Annotated in this window: 22 protein-coding genes and 1 riboswitch; of the genes, 13 read left to right on the top strand and 9 right to left on the bottom strand. The window is 63.9% G+C overall.

The features are described from left to right. Positions 1-227 precede the first annotated feature (227 nt). Both R3F72_RS14980 and R3F72_RS14985 read right to left on the bottom strand, forming a co-directional pair. Positions 228-1,046 (bottom strand): pyrroline-5-carboxylate reductase family protein, encoded by an 819-nt coding sequence (locus R3F72_RS14980; protein WP_087719910.1) that lies wholly within the window; start codon positions 1,044-1,046, stop codon positions 228-230. Next, on the bottom strand, positions 1,009-1,698 hold the full coding sequence (locus R3F72_RS14985; RefSeq protein ID WP_256961304.1) for a TetR/AcrR family transcriptional regulator: 690 nt from the start codon (positions 1,696-1,698) through the stop codon (positions 1,009-1,011). Before R3F72_RS14985 ends, R3F72_RS14980 begins: the two co-directional genes overlap by 38 nt. Before the next feature lie 144 nt (positions 1,699-1,842). Between R3F72_RS14985 and R3F72_RS14990 the strand changes: the two genes are divergently transcribed. The 10 genes from R3F72_RS14990 to R3F72_RS15035 all read left to right on the top strand — a co-directional run bounded on the left by R3F72_RS14990 (position 1,843) and on the right by R3F72_RS15035 (position 10,869). Further along, the gene (locus R3F72_RS14990; RefSeq protein ID WP_303854698.1) at positions 1,843-3,879 is read left to right on the top strand and encodes an NADH:flavin oxidoreductase; all 2,037 of its coding nucleotides are present in this window, start codon (positions 1,843-1,845) and stop codon (positions 3,877-3,879) included. Positions 3,880-3,967: 88 nt separating this feature from the next. Beyond that, positions 3,968-5,020, top strand: a complete 1,053-nt coding sequence (locus R3F72_RS14995; RefSeq protein WP_332780055.1) for a proline racemase family protein — start codon at positions 3,968-3,970, stop codon at positions 5,018-5,020. Between the two features lie 53 nt (positions 5,021-5,073). After that, the gene (locus tag R3F72_RS15000; RefSeq protein ID WP_303854700.1) at positions 5,074-6,066 is read left to right on the top strand and encodes an Ldh family oxidoreductase; all 993 of its coding nucleotides are present in this window, start codon (positions 5,074-5,076) and stop codon (positions 6,064-6,066) included. A gap of 117 nt (positions 6,067-6,183) precedes the next feature. Next, a riboswitch (Fluoride riboswitch) is annotated at positions 6,184-6,274 on the top strand. Positions 6,275-6,376: 102 nt separating this feature from the next. Further along, positions 6,377-6,778: a fluoride efflux transporter CrcB gene (gene crcB, locus R3F72_RS15005; RefSeq protein WP_303854701.1), complete on the top strand. Its 402-nt coding sequence runs from the start codon at positions 6,377-6,379 to the stop codon at positions 6,776-6,778. After that, on the top strand, positions 6,775-7,122 hold the full coding sequence (locus tag R3F72_RS15010) for a DUF190 domain-containing protein (RefSeq protein ID WP_303854702.1): 348 nt from the start codon (positions 6,775-6,777) through the stop codon (positions 7,120-7,122). Before crcB ends, R3F72_RS15010 begins: the two co-directional genes overlap by 4 nt. A 102-nt stretch (positions 7,123-7,224) precedes the next feature. Continuing rightward, complete coding sequence (locus tag R3F72_RS15015) at positions 7,225-7,575, top strand: ArsR/SmtB family transcription factor (RefSeq protein WP_087719916.1); 351 nt, start codon at positions 7,225-7,227, stop codon at positions 7,573-7,575. A 7-nt stretch (positions 7,576-7,582) separates the two neighbouring features. Continuing rightward, a complete protein-coding gene (gene arsC, locus R3F72_RS15020; protein ID WP_087719917.1) occupies positions 7,583-7,999 on the top strand; it encodes an arsenate reductase (glutaredoxin) in 417 nt (138 codons plus the stop codon). After that, positions 7,992-8,744 carry an arsenical resistance protein ArsH gene (gene arsH, locus R3F72_RS15025; protein ID WP_256961305.1) on the top strand — a complete coding sequence of 251 codons (753 nt, stop codon included), beginning with the start codon at positions 7,992-7,994 and terminating at the stop codon, positions 8,742-8,744. Before arsC ends, arsH begins: the two co-directional genes overlap by 8 nt. Positions 8,745-8,814: 70 nt before the next feature. Beyond that, entirely contained in the window at positions 8,815-10,125 is a 1,311-nt protein-coding gene (locus tag R3F72_RS15030) for an arsenic transporter (RefSeq protein ID WP_087719918.1), read from the top strand. Positions 10,126-10,206: 81 nt separating this feature from the next. Further along, on the top strand, positions 10,207-10,869 hold the full coding sequence (locus R3F72_RS15035; RefSeq protein WP_332780056.1) for an NADPH-dependent FMN reductase: 663 nt from the start codon (positions 10,207-10,209) through the stop codon (positions 10,867-10,869). A gap of 73 nt (positions 10,870-10,942) precedes the next feature. On the opposite strand, the gene arsJ is transcribed toward R3F72_RS15035, so the two are convergent. From arsJ to R3F72_RS15055, 4 genes are all read right to left on the bottom strand, one after another. Continuing rightward, positions 10,943-12,193: an organoarsenical effux MFS transporter ArsJ gene (arsJ, locus tag R3F72_RS15040; RefSeq protein ID WP_332780057.1), complete on the bottom strand. Its 1,251-nt coding sequence runs from the start codon at positions 12,191-12,193 to the stop codon at positions 10,943-10,945. A gap of 12 nt (positions 12,194-12,205) precedes the next feature. Beyond that, a complete protein-coding gene (locus R3F72_RS15045; RefSeq protein ID WP_332780058.1) occupies positions 12,206-13,222 on the bottom strand; it encodes an ArsJ-associated glyceraldehyde-3-phosphate dehydrogenase in 1,017 nt (338 codons plus the stop codon). An 80-nt stretch (positions 13,223-13,302) separates the two neighbouring features. Beyond that, the gene (locus R3F72_RS15050) at positions 13,303-13,656 is read right to left on the bottom strand and encodes a metalloregulator ArsR/SmtB family transcription factor (RefSeq protein WP_332780059.1); all 354 of its coding nucleotides are present in this window, start codon (positions 13,654-13,656) and stop codon (positions 13,303-13,305) included. Positions 13,657-13,665: 9 nt separating this feature from the next. Continuing rightward, positions 13,666-14,085: an arsenate reductase ArsC gene (locus R3F72_RS15055; protein WP_332780060.1), complete on the bottom strand. Its 420-nt coding sequence runs from the start codon at positions 14,083-14,085 to the stop codon at positions 13,666-13,668. 448 nt (positions 14,086-14,533) lie between these two features. Between R3F72_RS15055 and R3F72_RS15060 the strand changes: the two genes are divergently transcribed. Beyond that, positions 14,534-14,998 (top strand): DUF2243 domain-containing protein, encoded by a 465-nt coding sequence (locus R3F72_RS15060; protein WP_303855691.1) that lies wholly within the window; start codon positions 14,534-14,536, stop codon positions 14,996-14,998. Next, a complete protein-coding gene (locus tag R3F72_RS15065; RefSeq protein WP_332780061.1) occupies positions 14,995-15,750 on the top strand; it encodes a cytochrome c oxidase assembly protein in 756 nt (251 codons plus the stop codon). The genes R3F72_RS15060 and R3F72_RS15065 overlap by 4 nt, the downstream gene beginning before the upstream one ends. Positions 15,751-15,756: 6 nt before the next feature. Here the strand turns inward: R3F72_RS15065 and R3F72_RS15070 are convergent, their stop codons facing one another. From R3F72_RS15070 to R3F72_RS15080, 3 genes are all read right to left on the bottom strand, one after another. Next, positions 15,757-18,195: a phosphoketolase family protein gene (locus tag R3F72_RS15070; RefSeq protein WP_332780062.1), complete on the bottom strand. Its 2,439-nt coding sequence runs from the start codon at positions 18,193-18,195 to the stop codon at positions 15,757-15,759. Between the two features lie 82 nt (positions 18,196-18,277). After that, the gene (locus R3F72_RS15075) at positions 18,278-19,564 is read right to left on the bottom strand and encodes an acetate/propionate family kinase (protein ID WP_332780063.1); all 1,287 of its coding nucleotides are present in this window, start codon (positions 19,562-19,564) and stop codon (positions 18,278-18,280) included. A gap of 289 nt (positions 19,565-19,853) precedes the next feature. Beyond that, entirely contained in the window at positions 19,854-20,678 is an 825-nt protein-coding gene (locus tag R3F72_RS15080) for a manganese catalase family protein (RefSeq protein ID WP_087719930.1), read from the bottom strand. A 530-nt stretch (positions 20,679-21,208) separates the two neighbouring features. Between R3F72_RS15080 and R3F72_RS15085 the strand changes: the two genes are divergently transcribed. Then, a partial coding sequence (locus tag R3F72_RS15085; RefSeq protein ID WP_332780064.1) for an IS1380 family transposase occupies positions 21,209-22,295 on the top strand: 1,087 nt, incomplete at its 3' end.

Here is a 22,295-nt window from a genome sequence, read left to right on the forward strand (position 1 = left end):
TCGTTGTTGGCAGAGGGTTTTTCAGGGGTGGTTATACCCCAAAAGCGTTACTGCCCGGACGGACGACCACCGGCGCCATCGAGCCTGCAATGCGCAGGGATTCGGGCATTCGCGAATGGCGTCGTCGATGGCGGTTCAGCGTGGTTCGCCGGGTCTTGGGGTGAAATTGTCGCGAGGTTCATGAGGATTCCTTGTCATTGTTGATATTGGGGTTGGGTGATCTTCGATCAGTCGAGTTCCGGCTTTCGAGGCGAATCGGCCTGGTCCAGGGTGGCCATGTGGGCTGCCTCCAGCCCGTCGTGAACCGCTCGTTGAAAACCTCCCTGGATCATGGCGTTGAGCCCTTCCGTGGTGACGCCGCCGTAATCCAGAAAGCGCTTCACGATCTCCGCTGGCGGCGTTGCTTCCTCGAGCATCAGTTGCAAGCTGCCGGAAAGGTTGTGCAGCACGCCGCGACGGGCAATCGCTTCGGGGATGCCTTGCGCTATGGCATGGCCGATCAGGGCGTCGGCCAGCAGGGCGGGGAAGGCCGGCCCGCTGCCGGTGAGTGCCGTCAGGTAGTCGATCTGGGCCTCATCGTCGAGTTCGTCGCTGGAACCGCAGGTCGAGAACAGCCGCTGAACCCAATCCCGTTCGGCGCGGGAAACCGCCGGGGTCGCGCACCACGGCGTGTACGAGCGACCGATGGCGGCGACGGCGTTGGGCATGGCGCGCACGATACGCTCGCTCCCCGTGGCCTGGGTCAAGGTGGCGATCGAGACCTTGGCCATCAACGAGATGACCAGCCGGTTCTCGAGCGCCAGATCCAGCTCGGCAAACTGCTCGGGCCTGACCGACACCACGACGATGTCCGCGCTTTCGAGCAGCGCCCCGGCGCTGTCGACGCACGTGACACCGGGCCATTCGCCGTAGCGATAGCCGCTACGGCTGGCCGTCACCACGAGCTGCTGGGGAGCGATCAGCCCGCTTGCCAGTGCGGCGCGGCCCAGCGCGCTGCCGAGCCAGCCGTTACCACCGATGATGCCGAGCGTCGGTGCCTGTTGCATGGGTCATCTCCTGTTGAACAGCAGCCAGTTCCTCCGGGGGGAACTGGGTCGTATGGCGTGAGGCGAAACGCTCGAGATCGGCGGGGGTACACGATTGCCCGGTAAAGATGTTGACGTACTGCGCCACGCGACTGATCCGGGTGTCCCGGGTCTCCTGGGTATGCATCGAGATATAGCCGATCTGCAGCAGGTAAACGGTTCTGGCCCGCGTGTCGGCCTCCAGCGCGTCGTAACCATAACGGATGAACATTGCCCGCAGCGCTTCGAGACGCTGCTCGTCGGCGCGGCGGACCCGCTCGGCCACGGCGTCATCCTGCAGGCTCCAGCTTCTGACGGCGTACTCGAACTCCGAATCGAAGATGCCGGCGTCGAACCAGCAATCGAAGACGTTCAGCGTGGCCTCGACGATCGACGAGGCGTATTTCTCGCTGTGAAGAATCAGCGCGCGGGTGTTTTGGCTTTCCCAGCGATCGAGCAGCGCCGTGAGAATCTCTTCGCGATCCTTGAACAGCCAGTAGAAGCTCGTCCGCGATGTCTTCAGTTTCTTCGCCAGCGGCACGATCTTGACGGCGCCGACACCGGCGTTGATCAGCAGGTCGTAAGCGGCATTGAGCCAGGCCGTCCGGTTATCGCTGGAGTGATCGTCTTTCACTGAAAATTCCTTTCCTTGAGGCAAGGAAGTGATGTTATCAGGCCGCGTTAGACCTTTTGTGTACACCACTGTCATGCCAGTTGACAAAGGTGTACAGCGGCGAATAGCGTTGTGTCAACCCCATAACAACAAGGGAGTCTCACCGTGCAAAACGATCCGCTACTGCAACCGCTGCAACTCAAGCACCTGACGCTGAAGAACCGGGTCATGCTGACCTCGCACGAGCCCGCGTATCCGGAAGACGGCATGCCCAAGGAGCTGTATCGGGCCTATCACGTCGAACGCGCCAAGGCCGGCGTGGCACTGACCATGACGGCGGGATCGGCAGCGGTATCGAGAGACAGCCCGCCGGTCTTCAACAACATTCTTGCCTACAAGGATGAAGTGGTGCCGTGGATGCGTGAGCTGACCGATGCCTGCCACGAACATGGCACGGCGGTGATGATCCAGTTGACGCACCTGGGGCGGCGGACCCGCTGGGACAAGGGCGATTGGCTGCCTGCGGTCTCGGCATCGAATCACCGCGAGGCCTCCCATCGCGCTTATCCCAAGAAGGCGGAACTCTGGGATATCGAGCGATTGATCCAGGATTACACCGATGCCGCCGAGCGCATGTACGCCGCCGGTCTGGATGGTCTCGAGATCCAGGCCTACGGCCACCTGATGGATCAGTTCTGGTCACCGCTGACCAATGAGCTCGATGCACCCTACGGCGGCAGCCTGGAAAATCGCCTGCGCTTTACCTTCGAAGTGCTCGCAAGCATCCGCAAGCGGGTGGGGGAGAAGTTCCTGCTGGGGGTGCGTTATACCGGCGACGAGTGCCTGCCGGGTGGCTTCGATGCGCGCGACGGCATGGAGATCTCGCACCGGTTGAAGGACAGCGGCCTGGTGGATTTCCTCAATGTGGTGAAGGGCCATATCGATACCGATCCAGGGCTCACGGACGTGATCCCGATCCAGGGCATGCCCAGCGCTCCGCATCTGGATTTCGCTGGCGATATCAAGCGTGAAGTCGACTTTCCCACCTTCCATGGCGCCAAGATCCAGGATGTCGCCACGGCACGCCACGCGATCGCCTCCGGCAAGGTGGACATGATCGGCATGACGCGTGCCCACATGGCCGACCCGCATCTGATGAAGAAGGTCATCGAAGGGCGCGAAGAGGAGATCCGCCCCTGCGTCGGCGCCAACTACTGTCTCGATCGCATCTACCAGGGCGGGGCAGCCTACTGCATCCACAACGCGGCGACCGGCCGCGAGACCACCATGCCGCATACCATTCCACCGGCCGACACCCGGCGGAAGGTCGTGGTGATCGGCACCGGGCCTGGCGGCTTGGAGGCTGCGCGGGTCGCCGCCGAGCGCGGGCATGAGGTGGTGGTGTTCGAAGCCGCCGATGCGCCCGGCGGTCAGATCCGCCTGACGGCACAGAGCGAACGGCGCCGCGAGATGATGGGCATCATCGACTGGCGTTACGAGCGCTGCCAGGCCATGGGCGTCACTTTCCATTTCAACGTCTTCGCGGAGCAGGACGAAGTGCTGGCCGAATCGCCGGATGCCGTCATCGTGGCCACCGGCGGCCTGCCCAACGAACAGTCGCTGGCGGAAGGCAACGAGCTGGCGGTGACGGGCTGGGACATCCTCTCGGGACACGTCAAGCCGGGCAGCAATGTGCTCGTCTACGATGACGCCGGTGATCACACGGCCTTGCAGGCGGCAGAGATCGCCGCTGCGGCAGGCGGCAAGGTGGAGTACATGACCGCCGACCGGGCGCTGGCGCCGGAGGTCATGGCCATGAACCTGGTGCCGTACATGCGTTCCCTGCAGGTGCGAGACGTCACCTTCACGCCCACTTTCCGGCTGACCGGCATTCGCCGCGACGGCGGCGATCTGGTGGCCTCGGTCAGCAGTGACTACACCCAGGTCGAGAAGGAGAGACGCGTCGATCAGGTGATCGTGAACTTCGGCACCCTGCCCATGGCGGATCTCTACGAGGAGCTGAAGCCGTTGTCGAGCAACCAGGGCGCGGTGGATTACGACAACCTGATTGCCGGCAGCCCGCAATCGTTCAATACCAACCCGGATGGCAAGTTCCAGCTGTTCAGGATCGGTGATGCGGTTTCCCACAGAAATACGCACGCGGCGATCTACGACGCCCTTCGGCTGGTCAAGGACCTTTGATACGTAGCGCCGTTGCCTGCGCCGAGAGGCGGCAACGGCGTCCGGCAGCGTTACGGATAGACGTTATGGTCAGATAAGGGTGTAAACAATGCCATTCAAAAGAACAATCCATGCCATCGATACCCACGCTGGCGAACCCATGCGCGTCATCACGGGGGGCGTTCCCAACGTCCCCGGCAAGACGGTGTATGAAAAGATGGTCTGGCTGCGGGAAAACGACGATCAGCTGCGTCAGCTGATGCTGCGTGAACCGCGTGGTTATCCGCCTCTCTGCTGCAACATCATCGTTCCGCCCTGCCATCCCGACGCCGATGCCGGCTACGTCATCATGGAGCAGGTCGAATATCCCGTCATGTCCGGCGGCAACACCATATCCGTGGCAACCGTGCTGCTCGAGATGGGCATGCTGCCGATGGCGGAGCCGGTCACGGAGCTCGTCCTGGAAGCGCCGGCCGGCCTGATTCGCATCAGCGCCGAGTGCCGGAACGGCAAGGTCAAAAGCGTCACCTTCAAGAACGTTCCGGCGTTCGCGGCCTACCTGGATGCACAAATCGACGTGCCGCATCTGGGCAAGGTGACGGTGGATGTCGGGTGGGGAGGCATGTTCTATGTCATTGCCGACGTCCGTCAGTTTCCCGGCGTCCAGCTCATACCCGAGCAGGGCGCGGAAATCGCCCGGATCTCGGCCATGATCCGGCAGGCCGCCATCGAGCAGCTACCGGTCGAGCACCCGGACTACCCGGGAATCGGGATCACCATATCGCAGCTCTCCGGGCCGGCAATCGGTGCCGACGCGGATTGGCGGAACGCGGTCACTGTGGCCTCCGGCGATCTCGATTGGGACGAGCCCAGCACTTGGACGGGCGCTATCGACCGGTGTCCATGCGGCACGGGGACCTGCGCCAAGATGGCCGTTCTTCATGCCAAGGGAGAGCTTCCGTTGAATCAGGATTTTCGTCATCAGGGCATCCTGGGCAATGTGTTCACCGGACGGCTGGTCGAGGAAACGAGGGTTGGCGACAGGCAGGCGGTCATACCCACCATCACCGGCACCAGCTGGATCTACGGCATGAATACCTACGTGCTGGACCATGACGATCCCTTTCCGGAAGGGTTCAGCGTTCAGGACATCTGGGCCTGAAAGCGCTCTGCCGTCGAGAACCCGTTCGAACAATCACACCGGAGTCACTTTCCTTGGATCAGCAGACACTTTCCGCGCCCGAGGCGCAAAACCTGGCCGAGCAGGCCTGTCTCGCCGCGGGCGCCAACCAGGCCACGGCACGTTCTCTGGCAAAAGCGACGATATCGGCCGCGCTGTTTGGGCGCCCCGGCGTCGGCTTCCCGCACTTGCTGGATTATCTCGCCAGTTTTCGCGCGGGTCGCATCAATGGCAATGCCGAGCCGAAACCCGCCTCGCCCCTGCCCGCCATCATCCACTCGAATGCGGATGGCGGCATCGCGCAGCTCGGCTTCGATCTGGCGGCACCGACGATCATCGAAAGAACCCGGGAGCTGGGCGTTGCGATCTTCACCCAGGGCAACAGCTACACGACCGGTGAGCTGGGCTATTACGTTCGCCGTCTCGCCCTGGACGGGCTGATCGCCTTTGCCGTGTCCAACAGCCCGGCCGTGGTGGCGGGTTCGCCCGGCGGCAAGGTCGTGTTCGGCACCAATCCGATGGCGTTCGCCGCCCCGCTGAGTGACGCGACCGCGCCGCTGGTCATCGATCAGGCCTCCAGTGCCACGGCCTTCGTCAACCTCGCCAAGGCCGCGGAAGAGGGGCGCGAGATCCCCGCCGGCTGGGCCATCGACGAGACGGGCAGCGTGACCACCGATGCGGCCGCCGGTCTGCGCGGGGCGCTTTTGGCATTCGGCGGAGCGAAAGGCGCGAACGTGGCGTTGATGGTCGAGTGTCTCGCCGCCGGCTTGTCCGGTGCATCCTGGTCGCTCGACATGCCGGACTTCCAGAACGGAGACCGCGTCATCGACGCCGGACTGACGATCGTTGCGATCCAGCCCACGGTCCTCGATGCGGGCTTTTCCGCTCGCTTGAGCCAGCAGCTCGATCGCATCGCCGAGCGCGGTGCCTACGTGCCCGGCCGTCGCCCGGTGCAAAGTGGCGTTTCGGAAGCCGATCGGGTCACGATCGACACGGCGGTACTCGACGCTATCCGCCTCTTCCTGTGAGCCGCGGGCAAGCTCGCTGATATCGTTGCCGCTCTCGTTGACCTGTTTGACGCCGAGCGGCTCGTCGCGCCTTGCCGGGCAGGTCGGTGGCGCGGCCGGCGCGTTCGGTGCTAAGGTCTGGCTGTGGGAGATGGCATTCCTCCCGAGCGGCTTTCTCATTCTCGTTCGCTCGAACCACCGTCTATCGGTTAATGATGCCTGCGGGCGCTTCGGTCGAGGCGTGTCGGCAGGTGTCTGTCTTTCCTTCCTCGCTGGCGCGGCTCCTCGATCGGATCATTGATGAAACCTTGATGTATCGAGGACGCTAGGTATGTGGTTGTCCGTACTGTCGATCGGGGCCGGTGCCGCGATCGGTGCGAATCTGCGATGGCTGTTGGGTGTCTGGCTCAACGCCCTGTTTCCGGCGATTCCGCCCGGCACGCTGGTGGCGAACCTGCTGGGGGCGTGGCTGATAGGCATCGGCGTCGCGTTTTTCTCGCATCTTCCCTCCCTGTCGCCGGAACTCCGCCTGTTCGTGATCACCGGCTTCCTGGGTGCGCTGACCACGTTCTCCACCTTTTCTGCCGAGATGTTCGGCAATATCCAGGCGGAGCGTTACGGCATGGCGCTAATGGGGATCGGCATTCACGTGTTGGGCTCGCTCGCCATGACCGGGCTGGGCTTTCTGACCTTCAGCGTCATTCAGCATGTAATGGGAGGATCGCAGCAATGAATCGTCTGAACAGCGGCTACGAGGTGATATTCATCGTGCCCGAGTCTCGTCGTCACGAGGGGAAACGGGTCTACGACTGGGTCACCGAGACGGCGAAAAGCCTGGATATCGGCCGGATGACCAGGCGTAGCGATGTCGAGGGAATGGGGGAGGACGGCAAGCTGCACTCCGCCCATTTCTTCGATCTGGCGGATCAGCCCGTCGAGCTGATGTACGCGATGGACGAGGAAAAAGCGGAACGCTTCGTCGCCGCCGTCGAGGAGACCGGCGCCCCGGTCTTCTGCATCTGCCGGCCGGTCTACTTCGGCCAGTTGAACGACGAGTCGAACGCCAGGAACGGCTGAAGCCGAAAGCAATGAGTGGTGAGTGGCTCCCGAGGAGCCACTACCGTTCGGCATCCATCCGGCGGCTTTGCCGTATTCTGATATGTCCTATATTCTGGACATATGGAAACTACCGCTGTCACTGCCAGTTTTGCCGCCTTGTCCCAGCAGACTCGCCTCGAGGCATTTCGGCTGCTCGTCCGCCATGAGCCCGAGGGGCTTCCCGCCGGCGAGATCGCGCGCCAGCTCTCGGTGCCGCACAACACGATGTCGGCCCATCTTGCGGTGCTGGCGCGGGCCGGCTGGGTCGTCTCGCAACGCCAGAGCCGTTCGATCATCTATCGCGCCGATCTCTCGCACATGAAAGAGACGATCCAGTTCCTGGTGCGCGACTGCTGTGCCGGGCATCCGGAGGTCTGCGAGCCGCTGATGAACGCGCTGGGGCAATGCCATCCCGAAAGCAAGGAGACATGAGGTCGTCATGAAGCCGTTGATCTACCACAACCCCGAGTGCGGTACGTCCCGCAACACGCTGGCGATGATCGAAGCCTCCGGCGAGACGCCGGACATCGTCGAATATCTGAAGACGCCGCCCACATGCGAGCGGCTGGTCGAGCTGATCTCGATGATGGCGATCACCCCGCGCGAGCTGCTGCGCCGCAAGGGGACGCCGTTCGAGGAGCTTGGCCTCGATGATCCGGCCCTGGGCGATGACCAGTTGATCGACGCGATGATGGCGCACCCGATCCTGATCAATCGGCCGATCGTGGTCACCGACAAGGGCGCCAGGCTGTGCCGGCCTTCGGAGCGCGTGCTGGGGCTGCTGGCCAACCCGGTCGCCACGTTCACCAAGGAAGACGGCGAAGTCGTGCACGCCGAGGAGACGGGGCATGAATGACAGGGGCAAGAGTGATATGAATGATTCGGTCGATGCCGACGACCTGCCCAATATCGATCCGGCGAAACTGCAGCCGATCGATGTCGAGGCGTTAGTCGGTAGCGATGCGCCGCGTCACCCGCCGAAGATCCTGGTGCTCTACGGTTCGCTGCGCGAGCGCTCCTTCTCGCGGCTGGCCTCCGAGGAAGCGGGCCGGCTGCTGCGCTGGTACGGCTGCGAGGTGCGCACTTTCAACCCTTCCGGCCTGCCGCTGCCGGACGATGCCGAGGCGGAACATCCCAAGGTGCAGGAGCTGCGTGAGCTCGCCGAGTGGTGCGACGGCATGCTGTGGGTCAGCCCGGAGCGCCACGGTGCCATGACCGGCATCATGAAGGCCCAGATCGACTGGATCCCGCTGTCGCTGGGCGGCGTTCGACCCACCCAGGGCAAGACGCTGGCGGTGATGGAAGTCTCCGGCGGCAGCCAGAGCTTCAACGCCGTCAATCAGCTGCGGATCCTGGGGCGCTGGATGCGGATGATCACGATCCCCAACCAGTCCTCCGTGCCCAAGGCGTTCAACGAGTTCGACGAAGCCGGACGCATGAAGCCGTCGCCGCTCTACATGCGAATCGTCGACGTCTGCGAGGAGCTCGTGAAGTTCACCTGGCTGACACGGGGCCGCTCGGCCTATCTCACCGATCGCTATTCCGAGCGGGTCGAGAGTGCCGAAGAACTCTCTCGCCGCGTCAATCAAAGCACTCACTAAAAGTACTCGCTAAAGAGCACTCGCTAAAAAGTACTCATTAAAAAGCACTCACTGAACTCAAGGTCATTCGATGCTGGCACTGGCTATTTTCGTCGTCACCCTGATCCTGGTGATCTGGCAGCCCAAGGGGCTTGGCATTGGCTGGAGCGCGCTGGGCGGCGCTCTGGTGGCGCTGCTCGCAGGCGTCGTGCAGCTATCCGACGTCGGCGTGGTATGGGATATCGTCTGGGACGCGACGTTCACCTTCGTCGCGCTGATCGTCATCTCGCTGATTCTCGACGAGGCGGGATTCTTCGCCTGGGCGGCGCTGCACGTGGCGCGCTGGGGCAACGGCCGGGGGCATCTGCTGTTTCCGCTGGTCGTGGTGCTCGGCGCGGTAATCGCGGCGTTCTTCGCCAACGATGGCGCGGCGCTGCTGCTGACGCCGATCGTGATCGCGATCCTGCTGCGGCTGGACTTCTCGCCGCCGGCGGCGCTGGCGTTCATCATCGCCACCGGTTTCGTCGCCGATACCACCAGCCTGCCGCTGGTAATCTCCAACCTGGTCAATATCGTCAGCGCCAACTACTTCGATATCGGCTTCGACCGCTATGCGGCTGTCATGGTGCCGGTCAACCTGGTGTCGCTGGCGGCGACGCTGGCCGTGCTCTGGATCGCCTTCGGCCGACGGATTCCCAGACGTTACTCGGTCGAGGAACTCGACGCGCCGCGCTCGGCGATCAAGGATCTCCTGATCTTTCGCGCCGCGTTTCCGCTGCTGGCGGTGCTGCTCGTCGCCTATTTCGTCACCGCACCGCTGGGTATTCCCATCGCCTTCGTGACCGGCGCGGCGGCGATCGTGCTGATGGCGATCGCCGGTCGCTGGTGGCAGGGCGGCAAGGGCGCCGCCGTTTCGGTGACCGCGGCGCTGAAGGGCGCGCCGTGGCAGATCGTGCTGTTCTCGATCGGCATGTATCTGGTGGTCTACGGGCTGGGCAACGCGGGCCTGACCGACTACGGCGCGCGGGCGCTGCAGTGGCTTGCCGGGCAGGGTGACTTCGTCGCCACCATCGGCACCGGGTTTCTCTCCGCCATCGTCGCATCAATAATGAACAACATGCCGTCGACGCTGGTCGGGGCGCTGGCCATCGATCAGGCACAGGTGCCGGCGGTGACTCAGGAGCTGATGGTCTATGCCAACGTGATCGGCAACGATCTGGGGCCGAAATTCACTCCCATCGGCAGCCTGGCGACGCTTCTGTGGCTGCACGTGCTGGCCGGCAAGGGCTACAGGATCGGCTGGGGGCAGTACATGAAGGTCGGCCTGCTGATCACCCCGCCGGTGCTGCTGGCGACCCTGGTGGCGTTGGCGTTGTGGTTGCCGGCCCTGCCGGCGGCCTGAACTCGGCAGCCCCACGAGAGCCGGCAGCCCCACGAGAGCCGGCAGCCGTACGAGAACCGACAATCGGTCGAGAGGCACTGCATGAACATTCTGGTATTTCTGGGCTCGACGAGACAGAGCCAGCCACCGAAACCGCCGCGCCTGGGAAGCCGGGTGGCGGCGGCACTGCTGACGCACCTCCGGGAGGCGTATCCGGACGACGAGGTCGAACTGATCGATCCGCTGGATTACGACCTCGGCGACGTTTTCAAGCCGCACTTCGCCTACGCTTCCGGCCGGGCGCCCGAGCCGTTGGACGCGCTGGCCGACAGGATCCGCGAGGCCGGCGCCTACGTGATGGTGAGCCCCGAGTACAACCACAGCCTTAGCCCGGCGCTGGCGCACCTGCTCAACCACTTCGGCAGTTCGCTCTACGCTTACAAGCCGAGCCTGATCGTGACCTACTCGGCGGGGCAGTGGGGCGGCGTCCGTGCCGCCGTGGGCATGCGTACCTTCCTCTCCGAGCTGGGCTGCCTGCCGGTGTCGGCGATGATTCACGTCCCGCACGCGGCGGAAGTGCTGGATGACGAAGGGCAGTATCGCGACAACGAGGGCGCCGAACGCTGGCGGACCTACCTGCAGCGCGGCTCCACCCAGCTGCGCTGGTGGGCCGAGGCCGCCCACAGGCAGCGCGAGGAGGCCGATCCGCACACGCTGATCGGCGATTTCACCCGCGAGCCCCGGCAGCGCGACGCGCCCGGCTGAGTCGACGAAATCCCGACAGACTCGACAGCGCGCCCCTGCGGGAGCGGTCATGATCCCCGCCTCGCGTTGCCGTTCAGTGAATCGGCTCGGCGCCGTCGCCCGACGTGGTCGACTCCGCGGGCAGGCCCAGCGCGATGACGGCGCTCGCCAGTACCAGGCCGGCAGAAACCCAGAGACAGGCCTGGAGTCCGTACGCCTGATACAGCCAGCCGGAGAGTACCGTGCCGATCAGCCGCCCCATGGCATTGGCCATGTAGTAGAAGCCCACGTCCATGGAGACACCTTCGGCGCGTGCGAAACGCACGATCAGATAGCTGTGCCAGCTGGAGTTGATGGCGAACACCACGCCGAACAGCAGCAGGCCGACCACCAGCCAGAAGACGTCGGCATCGAGCGGCAGCAATGCCAATAGTGCAGGCAGCGAAGCCAGCGCGAGCGCCCAGCCGGCGGTGATGCCTCTGGCGCCCCCTTGCACGAGCCGGGTGATCCTCGGCGCCTGGGTCTGCACGCCGCCATAGCCGACCACCCAACCGGCGAGCATGGCGCCGACGGCCCAGTAGCCCCAGCCGTGCTGGTCGTAGAGATAGACGGGCAGTGCCACCACGAACCAGACGTCACGGGACGCGAACAGGCACAGTCTGGCCGCGGAAAGCACGTTCACCGCTCGGGAGGTGGAAAAGACCTCGCGAAACCTTGGCTTGGATTTCGTCCTGCCCAGATCGGCGCGCAGCCGCCACAGCGAGAGCAGCAACACCCCGGCCAGCATCACCAGCATCAGCGCGATGGCGCCCTGGAAACCGACCAGCGTCAGCAGCAGGCCGCCCAGGAAGAAGCCGATGCCCTTGAGTGCGTTCTTCGAGCCGGTCAGCAGCGCTATCCAGCGGTAAAGGGCGCTTTGCGCCGACTGGCTGTTGCTGGGCACCAGCACCTTGACCGCGCTCTTGGCGCTCATCTTGTTGAGATCCTTGGCGATCCCGGAGAGCGCCTGCGCAGCCATCACCCATACCACGGTCAACATCGACGAGGGCACCAGCAGCATGCCCAGGGCGACGATCTGCAGGCCGAGGCCCACGTTCATCGTCCGGTTGAGCCCGAGCCTGGCACCAAGCCAGCCGCCGACGAAGTTGGTCGCGACGCCGAAGGCTTCGTAGAAGAGAAACAGCATCGCCACTTCGAGCGGCGAGTAGCCGAGCTGGTGGAAATGCAGCACCACCAGCATGCGCAGGGCGCCGTCGGTTAGCGTGAACGCCCAGTAGTTGCCGGTCACCAGCAGATACTGGCGGACTTCGAAGGGTAGCGATCTCAGCCGCTCGACAGATGACATGATCGACCTCGCCTACGCTCGCCCGACCTTGAGTGCCAGCTCGACGGTGCGGTTGGTGTAGCCCCACTCGTTGTCGTACCAGGCGTAGATCTTCACCTGGCTGCCGTCGACCACCAGGGTCGAGAGCGCATCGACGATGGCGCTGCGCGGGTCCGTGCGGTAGTCCACCGACACCAGCGGGCGGGTCTCGAAGCCCAGAATCCCCGCCAGTGTGCCCGTCGAGGCCTCCTTCAGCGCCTCATTCACCTCCTCGGCCGTGGTCTCGCGTTCCACCTCGAACACCATGTCGGTGAGCGAAGCATTGGCCAGCGGCACGCGAACGGCATGGCCGTTGAGCTTGCCCGTCAGCTCGGGGAAGATCTCGGTGATCGCCTTGGCGGATCCGGTCGTGGTGGGGATCAGGCTCATGCCGCTGGCCCGGGCGCGACGCAGGTCCTTGTGCGGGCTGTCGAGAATCGACTGGGTGTTGGTGATGTCGTGGATCGTGGTCATCGAGCCGTGGCGAATGCCGAACATCTCGTGAATCACCTTGACCACCGGCGCCATGCAGTTGGTGGTGCAGCTCGCGGCGGTAACGATGCGATGCTGGCCGGGGTCGTATTGATGGTCGTTGACGCCCATGACCACGTTGAGCACGCCCGCTGCCTTGACCGGCGCCGTGACCACGACCCGTCCGACCCCCTGGTCGAGATAGGCCTGAAGCTTGTCGGGACTCTTCATGACGCCGGATGCCTCGATCACGACGTCGCACTGCGACCAGTCGCTGTCCGCGAGTTCGCGATGACTGCTGAACGGGATCTCGACGCCATCCACCGTGATCGACCGCTCGCCGGCCGCGATGCCGCTTCCCGGGGACCAGTGTCCATGCACGGAATCGAACTCGAGCAGGTGGGCGAACGTTTCCGCCGTTCCCGCCGGGTCGTTGATCCGCACGATCTCCAGCGTCTCCACCGCGCGGCGATCCCACAGGCTGCGCAGGGCGAGACGCCCGATTCTACCGAGGCCGTTGATCCCGATTCGAAGAGACATGGCAACTCCTTTGGCAAGATTCGATTGAGCGTGTTCGGTTGGTCGTATGCCACTAACCGTATTTCGCTAACCGTATTTCATTAACAGTGTTCGGTCTGGCGCGCGGGGCGGTTGCCCATCGCCGCCAGCCGGTCGCGGGCTTCGCCCATCAGCGAGGAGGCGCCCGCGGTCGCTTCGTCGAGGGTCGCAAGTACCCAGTTCGGCAGATCCGGCATCAGGCGATAGTGGACCCACTGCCCGTGGCGCCGATCCTGCAGCAGGTCGCACGATCGCAACTGCGCGAGATGACGCGAGACCTTGGGCTGGGACTCCTGCAGCGCATAGGTCATTTCGCAGACGCAGAGCTCGCCCTCGGTGTGGATGAGCAGCGTCAGGGCGAGACGCGTTTCGTCGCCGAGGCATTTGAAAAGCTGAACGGGAGAGAGTGCGGACACGATCGATCCTCAGGGATGGGCTCTGGATTTGACGCCGAGCCAGAGCTTCAGGCGTGTCTGGATCTCCTGCAGCGTATGCTGGTAGTTCCTGGGATCGTCGTGGAGCCGGGGATCCTGGATGTCCCAGTAGATGAGCTCCCTGGTGCGGCCTTCCCAGTCGCGGCAGTGCTGCCGGGCTTTCTCGCAGAGAATGATGACGGTATCGAACGTCTGGTCGGCGTAGGTCTCCAGCGGCTTGCTCGCCAGCCCCCGGGTACTGACGTTGATCGACTCCAGCGCCTTCAGCGCGGCACGATGGGGTTCGCTGGGCTCGACACCGGCGCTGAAGGCCTCGAAACGATCCCCCGCCATGTGCCGGAGCAGGGCTTCGCCCATCAGCGATCTTGCCGAATTGGCATTGCAGAGAAATAGCACACGCTGCTTTTCCATCAACACGTCCTCATGCGTTTTCAATGCTTCTCGGCGCTCGGGCTGGGTGCCGGCTCGTTGCCGAGTCGATTCCTGCCGCCGATGGGAAGACATTGCCATATACGCATATGTGCATGTCATTTTCATGACAGCGGACTGGCCAGCAGGAATGTGCGTTACAGAAATAAACACACCAAATGCTATTAGTTAACTCACATAAACTTATCTGATGGAATTAGCGCGTACGGTGTAGGGGCAACGTCAGGAAGACGTGGTGCCAAGGATGGATGTCGCGGGAAGCGATAGTCACAAGGACGCATGGCAGGATGCCATGGCAAGTTAGCAAGGAACCGCTACGATCTAACCCCGGCCCACGCGGCCGGGGTTTTTCGTTCGGGGCCATCGGGTCTGACCCGGTGAAGCCGGGTTCGTTATCCACTGGATGCGTATCGGCAAGAGGACAAGCGATATGGAAGCTCCCGTTCAGCGACGAGTCGGCGCGACGCTACTCGCCGCGATCCTGTTGGGCATTGGCGTGATGGCGGCGCTCGACGAGATCGTCTTTCACCAGGTGCTGGCCTGGCACCATTTCGTCGAAACCGACAACTCGGCGCTGGCGCTGGCCTCCGACGGGCTGCTGCATACGCTGGAGCTGGTGGTGTTGGTCGTTGGTGGTGCGCTGATGCTGCGTCTTCACGAGACCGGTCAGCACGCTGCCGGCTATCGCGGCGCGGGGTTTCTGCTGGGGATGGGCGGCTTTCAGCTGTTCGATGGCATCGTCGACCACAAGATCCTGGGGCTTCACCAGGTTCGCTACGTCGACAATCTGCTGATGTATGACCTCGGCTGGAACCTGGCCGGTCTGCTGCTGCTCGCCATCGGTTACTGGCTGCTGCGCCGGGCCCGGCGAGGCGAGGCGCTGAGCCAGCGGTGAACGCCTTCACGCTGGTCTTCGGCGCGCTGGCCGCACTCTACGCCTGGGGTTGGTGGCGATCGAAACGGCATGGCCGGGGCTGGCCGCTCTGGCGGCTGGTCATCTTTGTGGGCAGTGCGCTGGCGATCATCGCGGTGATGTCGCCGCCTCTGATGCACTGGGCGCACACCGATTTCCGCGGCCATATGACGGTGCATCTCGTCGCGGGAATGATCGCGCCGCTGGGGCTGGTGATGGCGGCGCCGATGAGCCTGGCGCTGAAGAACGTGCCCGCGCACTGGGGCAGGCGCTGGGTCAGGTTCGTATCCCTGCCACCCATTCGCGTGTTGGGCCATCCCGTCACGGCGGCGCTGCTCAATATCGGCGGCATGATGGCGCTGTACCTGACCGATCTCTACAGCGCGATGCGCCACTCTCCCGGCTTCGCCCTGTGGCTGCACTGGCATTTCGTGGTTGCCGGGTGTCTGTTCAGTTGGGCCATTGCCGGGCCGGACCCGGCGCCGAGACGCCCCTCCCTCGAATGGCGCTTCGGCGTGCTGGTGGTATCGATGGCGGCACACGCGACGCTGTCCAAATGGATGGCCCGGTTTCACTTCCCCGCCTCGGTGCCGCTCGATCAGGTCCAGCAGGGCGCGGAATTGATGTTCTACGCCGGGGAGCTGCCGGAAGCTCTGCTGGCCTACTTGCTAGCGCGGCAGTGGGTCCGGTCGCGCTACCGGGAGCCGGCCGGGGCCCGGGGCGTGACGCCGTAATCCCGGTCATGCCCCGGCATGATCGTCCTCGTCCAGCGGCAGTTGGACGTTGCCGCCGGTCCAGGTCCACCGGGTGATCTCCGGGATATCGTCGAGATGTTCGCGGATATAGGCGTGATGCTTCTGCAGTAGCGTCTGCAGATCCTCGATGAGCCCGGCGGCGCCCTCCCACTGATCCGGCAGGTAGCGCAGGGCATCGAGCGCCAGGTGCATGCGGCTCATCTGGTTGAGTACCGTCATGTCGAACGGCGTCGTGGTGGTGCCTTCCTCCTGATAGCCGCGAACGTGGAAACGCTCGGTCTCGGGGCGATTGTGGATCAACTGGTGCACCACGCCGCGAAAGCCGTGGAAGGCGAAGACCACCGGCCGGTCCGCCGTGAACAGCTCGACGAAACGTTCCTGGCTGATCCCGTGCGGATGGTCCACCCGCAGCGTCATGATATCGACCACGTTGACCACGCGGACTTTCAGCGCCGGCAGATAGGTACGCAGGATATCCACCGCTGCCAGGGTCTCCTGCGTGGCGGTGTCGCCGGCGCAGGCCATCACGATATCCGGCGTTTCGTCGCCGCTGTTGCTGGCCCACTCCCAGATGCCGAGACCTTCGCGGCAGTGTTCGCGGGCTTCGTCCATCGTCAGGTACTGCAACTGAGGATGCTTGTCGATCACGATGGCGTTGAGGTGATCGACGCTGTCGAAGCAGTGCTGGGCGGTCGCCAGCAGCGTGTTGGCATCCGGCGGCAGATAGATCCTTACCACCTGCGGCTGTTTGGTCAGCAGCGTGTCGATGAACCCCGGCCCCTGATGGCTGAAGCCGTTATGGTCGTTGCGCCAGCAGGTGGAGGTCAGCAAGTAGTTCATCGACGGGATCGAGGCGCGCCAGTCGACGTTACGGGCGTGCTCCAACCATTTGGCATGCTGGATCGCCATGGAATCGATGATCGAGACGAAGGCCTCGTAACTGGCGAACAGGCCGTGGCGGCCAGTCAGCACGTAACCTTCGAGCCAGCCGTTGCAGTTGTGTTCGCTCAACACCTCGAGCATGCGGCCGTCCATGGAGAGCTGCTCGTCGTATTCCTCGAATGGCCCCATGAAACAGCGGTCGGTGACGTCCAGCACCGCGCCGAGCCGGTTGGACTTGATCTCGTCGGGGCAGAACAGCCGGAAGTTGTGCGGGTTGTCGACGTAGATATCGCGCATGAACTGGCCAAGGCGCTCGGTGGAACCGTGACGCTCGCGGCCGCGTCGCGACTCGTCGAACTCGACGGCGTAGGTCTCGAGCGGCCGGTACGCGAGCGGTTGGCGCAACCGGCCACCGTTGGCGTGCAGGTTGGCGCCCATGCGCCGTTCGCCGGCAGGGCAGAGGGCGGTGATGGGTTCCCGGGGCGCGCCCTGCTCGTCGAACAGCTCCTCGGGAAGGTAGCTTTTCATCCAGCTTTCGAGCTGCGCCAGACGCTCGGGATGATCCTTCAGGCCGCCCATCGGTACCTGGTGGGCACGGAATGTTCCTTCCACCGGTAGATCGTCGACGGACTTCGGCCCGGTCCAGCCCTTGGGGGTACGCAGCACGATCATCGGCCAGACCGGCCGGCGGTCGATGCCTTCCTGCCGCGCATGCTGCTGAATCTCGTGGATCCGGTCGAGAGCGCTGGTCAGCGCCGCCGCGAAGTCGCGGTGGACGGCATCGGGCTCGTCGCCTTCGACGAAGAGCGGCGCGTAGCCGTGGCCGCGGAAGTAGTGCTCCAGCTCCTCGTCGCTCTTGCGAGCGAGCACCGTCGCCGAGCCGATCTTGTAGCCGTTGAGGTGCAGGATCGGCAGCACCGCGCCGTCCCGGGTCGGGTTGAGATAGTTGACGCCTTTCCAGGAGCCTTCCAGCGGGCCGGTTTCCGCCTCGCCGTCGCCCACCACCGCGGCCGCGACGAGATCGGGGTTGTCGAACACGGCGCCGAAAGCGTGGGTCAGCACGTAGCCCAGCTCGCCGCCTTCGTGGATCGAGCCCGGCGTGGGCACGCTGACATGGCTGGGCACGCCGCCGGGCGTCGAAAACTGGCGGAACAGGCGCTGCATGCCTTCCGCGTTGCGCGGCACATGATTGAAATGCTCGCTGTAGCTGTTCTCCAGCCATAGGTTGGCGAGCAGCGCCGGGCCGCCGTGACCGGGCCCCGTCAGATAGATCACGTCGAGATCGCGGCGCTGGATCTGCGCGTTGAGATGCGCGTAGATCAGGTTGAGCCCCGGCACTGTGCCCCAGTGGCCGAGCAGGCGCGGCTTGATGTGATCGAGCGTCAGCGGCGTCTCGAGCAGCGGGTTGCCGGTGAGATAGATCTGGCCGACGGCGAGATAGTTGGCCGCCCGCCACCAGTGGTCGATCCGCTTCAGCAACTCCTCGTCCTTGTCGACCGGAAGCCGGGGCGTCGTCGTGGATTGGCTTATGGAGGGAAACATGAAGGCACTCCTGGATAATGGTGGCGTGAACGAAAGAGGTCGGATGCCAATGGCTGGCGGCTTGAGGGTTCGGGCAGATTTCCTAGGCGCGATGGTCCCGATCCCGATCCCGATCCCGATCCCGATCCCGATCCGGCTCCGGGGCCGACTCGCTGGCGTCGCCCCGCGTGCGTGACCGGTAGAGCTGCCAGGTATGCCGGGCGATCATCGTCTCCTCGTCGGTGGGGATGACGTGAACGGCCACCGCGCTATCCGGCGTCGAAATGCGTCCTGGCTCGGCGGCCCGGTTCGCCGTGTCATCCAGCACCACCGACCACAGCGGGGCCAGCCGCTCGATGACGGCCTGGCGAATCGGTGCCGCGTGTTCGCCGATGCCGGCGGTAAAGACAATCCCGTCGACACCGCCCAGGCTCACCGCCAGGCGGCCCATCTCCTGGGCGACGCGATAGACGAAGAAGTCCACCGCCAGCTGCGCCCGGGGCGAATCGCTCTCCAGCAGCGTCTGCATGTCGCTGTCGATGCCGGACAGCCCGAGCAGCCCGGCATCGTGATAGAGCAGCGTCTGCAGTTCCTCGCTCGAATAGCCGAGTTCATGCTCGAGATAGAGCACCAGCCCCGGATCGAGGGCGCCCGAGCGCGTCCCCATCGGCAGCCCGTCCAGCGCCGTGAAGCTCATCGTGGTATCGACGCTCCTGCCGGCCTGCAGTGCGCAGAGACTGGCGCCGTTGCCCAGGTGGGCGACGATGGTGCGGCCCTCGGCCAGGCGTCGGTCGACATTGGGCAATCGGCCCGCGATGTATTCGTAGGAGAGTCCGTGAAAGCCGAAGCGGCGGATGCCCTGCTCGAAGAAGCGATAGGGGAGCCCGGTCAACTGGGCGACGCGGGGCATCCCGAGATGGAAGCTGGTATCGAAGCAGGCGACCTGCAGCGTCTCGGGGGCGAAGCGGCCGACGGCATCGATGCCTTCCAGATGATGCGGCTGGTGCAGCGGCGCCATCGGCACCAGTGACGCGATGCCTTCGCGGGTGGCGTCGTCGATGGCCGTCGGCATAGAAAAGAGGTCGCCGCCGTGGACGATGCGATGGCCGACCGCCGCCAGTTCCAGCTTGCCGAATTGCGCATCCAGCGCTTCGCGCAGTCGCGCGTAGGCGCTGTCATGATCCGGCAGCTCGTGATCTTTTGGCGTCTCGTCGAGGAAAGCGGTGCCATCGGCCAGCTCTCCGAACAGATGCGGCGAATCGCCGATCTCCTCGACCTGGGCCTTGGTGATGAGTTCGGGCGAGGTCGTATCGTCGGCGCGATAGAGCGAAAGCTTGATGCTGGAGGAACCGGCATTGAGGGCGATGATATAGGCGGATGACGCGGCCATGAGGTCTTGTCCTGTTGCTGGCTATGGCGCCTTGCTGGATATGGCGACTCAATGAATATAGCGGCGAGCGGGCCATAGCGACTCACCGACGATAGTGGAGAGCGGAAGGAACGGGTGGGCAGCGACGCACCGATATCAGGGTGGTCGACCCGGGCCATCCCTTCAAATGAAGACTGGTCCCGATGGATTCGAGACCAGTCTCGTTCAGTTATCGATACGCCGATTGACCGGGATACGCTCTGCGGGAGACGCGTCGATCGAGAAGACGCGTCACGCTCGCCTCGCCGGCCTACAGCTGCTCTTTCTGGGCGCCGGAGTTCTCCCTGGCCTTGCCCAGCGACGGCTCCTGACCTTCGGGCTCGGGTGCCTGGCGGGTCGAGTACTCGGCCCTGCCATCCAGCGACGGACCCTGATTCCAGCGGCCCATCGGCGCTTCCTTGTCGGTCAGCGTATTGAGGTAGTAGTACGAATGTTCCATTGCCTCGTGCGCCTCCGGGGTCGAGTTGGGAATCGGCAGCTGCTTCTCGAATCCGCCCAGCTCCTCGACCACCGCGAGCCACTGCTGCTGGTGGTAGGTATCGCGAGCGATCAGGAACGACAGGAAATCCTTCATGCCCTTGTCGCTGGTCCAGTTGTACAGGCGCGTGGCCAAAACGCGACCGCTGGATTCCGCGGCCACGTTGGCCATCATGTCCGCCGCCACGTTGCCGGTCGCATAGACGTGGCTCATGTCGAACGGCACGCCATTAGCGTTGACCGGCATGGCGGAAAGACCGGAGGAGAGCAGGTGGCGAGGATTGGCGCCGCCGAGGATCGCATTGATGATCGGATCCTTGGCCGATTCTTCCTGATAGGAAACGGGCGCGCCTTCCAGGTTCAGGGCGACGGCGTGGCCGAGCATCTCGATGTGAGACAGCTCTTCGGTGGCCGTGGACATCAGCAGGTCTCGAATTCGATCGTCGCCGCGGGCCCCCATGGCCTGAAAGAAGTACTGCATGGCGACCCGAATCTCGCCTTCGATGCCGCCGATGGCCTGTTGCAGCAGCATGGCAAATTGGGGATCGGGCTGCTCGACCTTGACCGGGTACTGAAGTTTGGATGAATGCTGGAACATGATTTTCTCCGGGAACGAGATAGCGACGCTATCCGATGGGTGCAGAAAGTGATTGCCATCAAAAATGGCCGATGCCCTCAGAAGCTAGTTGCCGAGAATGACATCGCTACTGATCCAGATTAAAAAGACGTGTTTATTAGGTTTTTATTTGTATCTCCTGCCAGGCCTCAGGCCCGAATGGCGTTCGGATCCCGCGCTTCGAGTTTCCTGTTTCGAGCTTTCAATGCCAGCCGTGCTTCCGGTCATTTGTGTAAGGCGCCATTTACCGTCGGTTAATAACGGCGTGGCTTTTAACTGGCGATAATCATTGGCGCTTTTACTTTTCATGAGCGGAACCGTTAGCGCCACCCTGAGTCGGGTAATCGTCGATATGGCACGTCAAAGGTAGCAACGAATCATGGAATGGTTATCGAGCAACAGCTCCGCCATCAGTGCGGTGACTAACTTCTTCACGCTTCTGGTATCCCGGCTTATTCATGAGGTCGGTCTGAAAACGAAGATGGCGAGTGGTTTTCTCTTGTAGAATCAGGATGTTCCTGCCAGAACACGATTCAAGAGGACCACTCGCCATGGGTGAAACCCTAACGACCTGGTCGCCCTCGTGCAACGGCTCTGTCCGTGTTGAGCTGAGCGGCCAGCGCACCACTAGCGACAGCGGCGCCCTGCTGCTGCGTGAAGCCCTCGACAACAGCGGCGTGATCGAGGCGCTGGAAGACAATCTGGTCGACTTCCGCAACCCGCTACGCATCCGCCACTCGCTGGCCAGCCAGCTGCGTACCCTGGTGCTGCAACGGGCGATGGGCTGGATCGATCTCAGCGATACCGACACGCTGCGCCGTGACCCGCTTTGGCAGTTGGCCTGCAGCGATGCACGCGGCATGACGCCCCTGGTCCAGGACCGGCCGTCTCAAGCCACGCTGTCGCGGCTGCTGACCTGCCTCGGGCGCTGCGACAATATCGATGCCGTGCACGAAGGCCTGCTGCGACTGGTGATCTGGCGCCTGACCGCGCTGAAGAACGGCGAGCGCCCCAAGCAGCTGACGCTGGACATCGACGGCCTGCCGATCGAGGTCCACGGCCACCAGGGCGGCTCGGCCTATCATGGCCTGTACGGCGCGCGGATCTATTCACCGCTGGTCGCCTCGCTGGCAGAAACCGGCGACATGGTGGGCGGCCTGCTGCGCGAGGGCAACGCCGGCCCGGCCGAGAACGCCGACACCTGGATCCCGCATCTGGTGCGGCGACTCAACGAGAGCACCGGCGCCCAGGTTCGGGTGCGCATCGACGCCGGTTTCACCGACAACGCGACGCTGGAGGCCCTGGAAGAGTGCGACATCGAGTACCTGGGCCGACTGCGCAGTCACTCCGGCCTGCAGAAACTGGCGGCACCGCACCTGAAGCGGCCACCCGGCCGGCCACCCGAGCAGCCTCGCGAGTGGTGCCACGATCTGGAGTATCAAGCGGGCTCTTGGTCGGCACCGCGTCGCGTGGTGCTGGTGGTGCAGGAACGCCCCGATGACCTGCTGCTGCATGCCTTCTTCCTGGTCACCAACCTCGGCAAGTTCGACTGGCCGCCGGAGAAGGTCCTGGCGCTCTACCGCAAGCGCGGCAGCGCCG

The sequence above is a fragment of the Salinicola sp. 4072 genome (assembly GCF_036663415.1).
GTDB classification, from domain to species: Bacteria; Pseudomonadota; Gammaproteobacteria; order Pseudomonadales; family Halomonadaceae; genus Salinicola; species Salinicola salarius_A.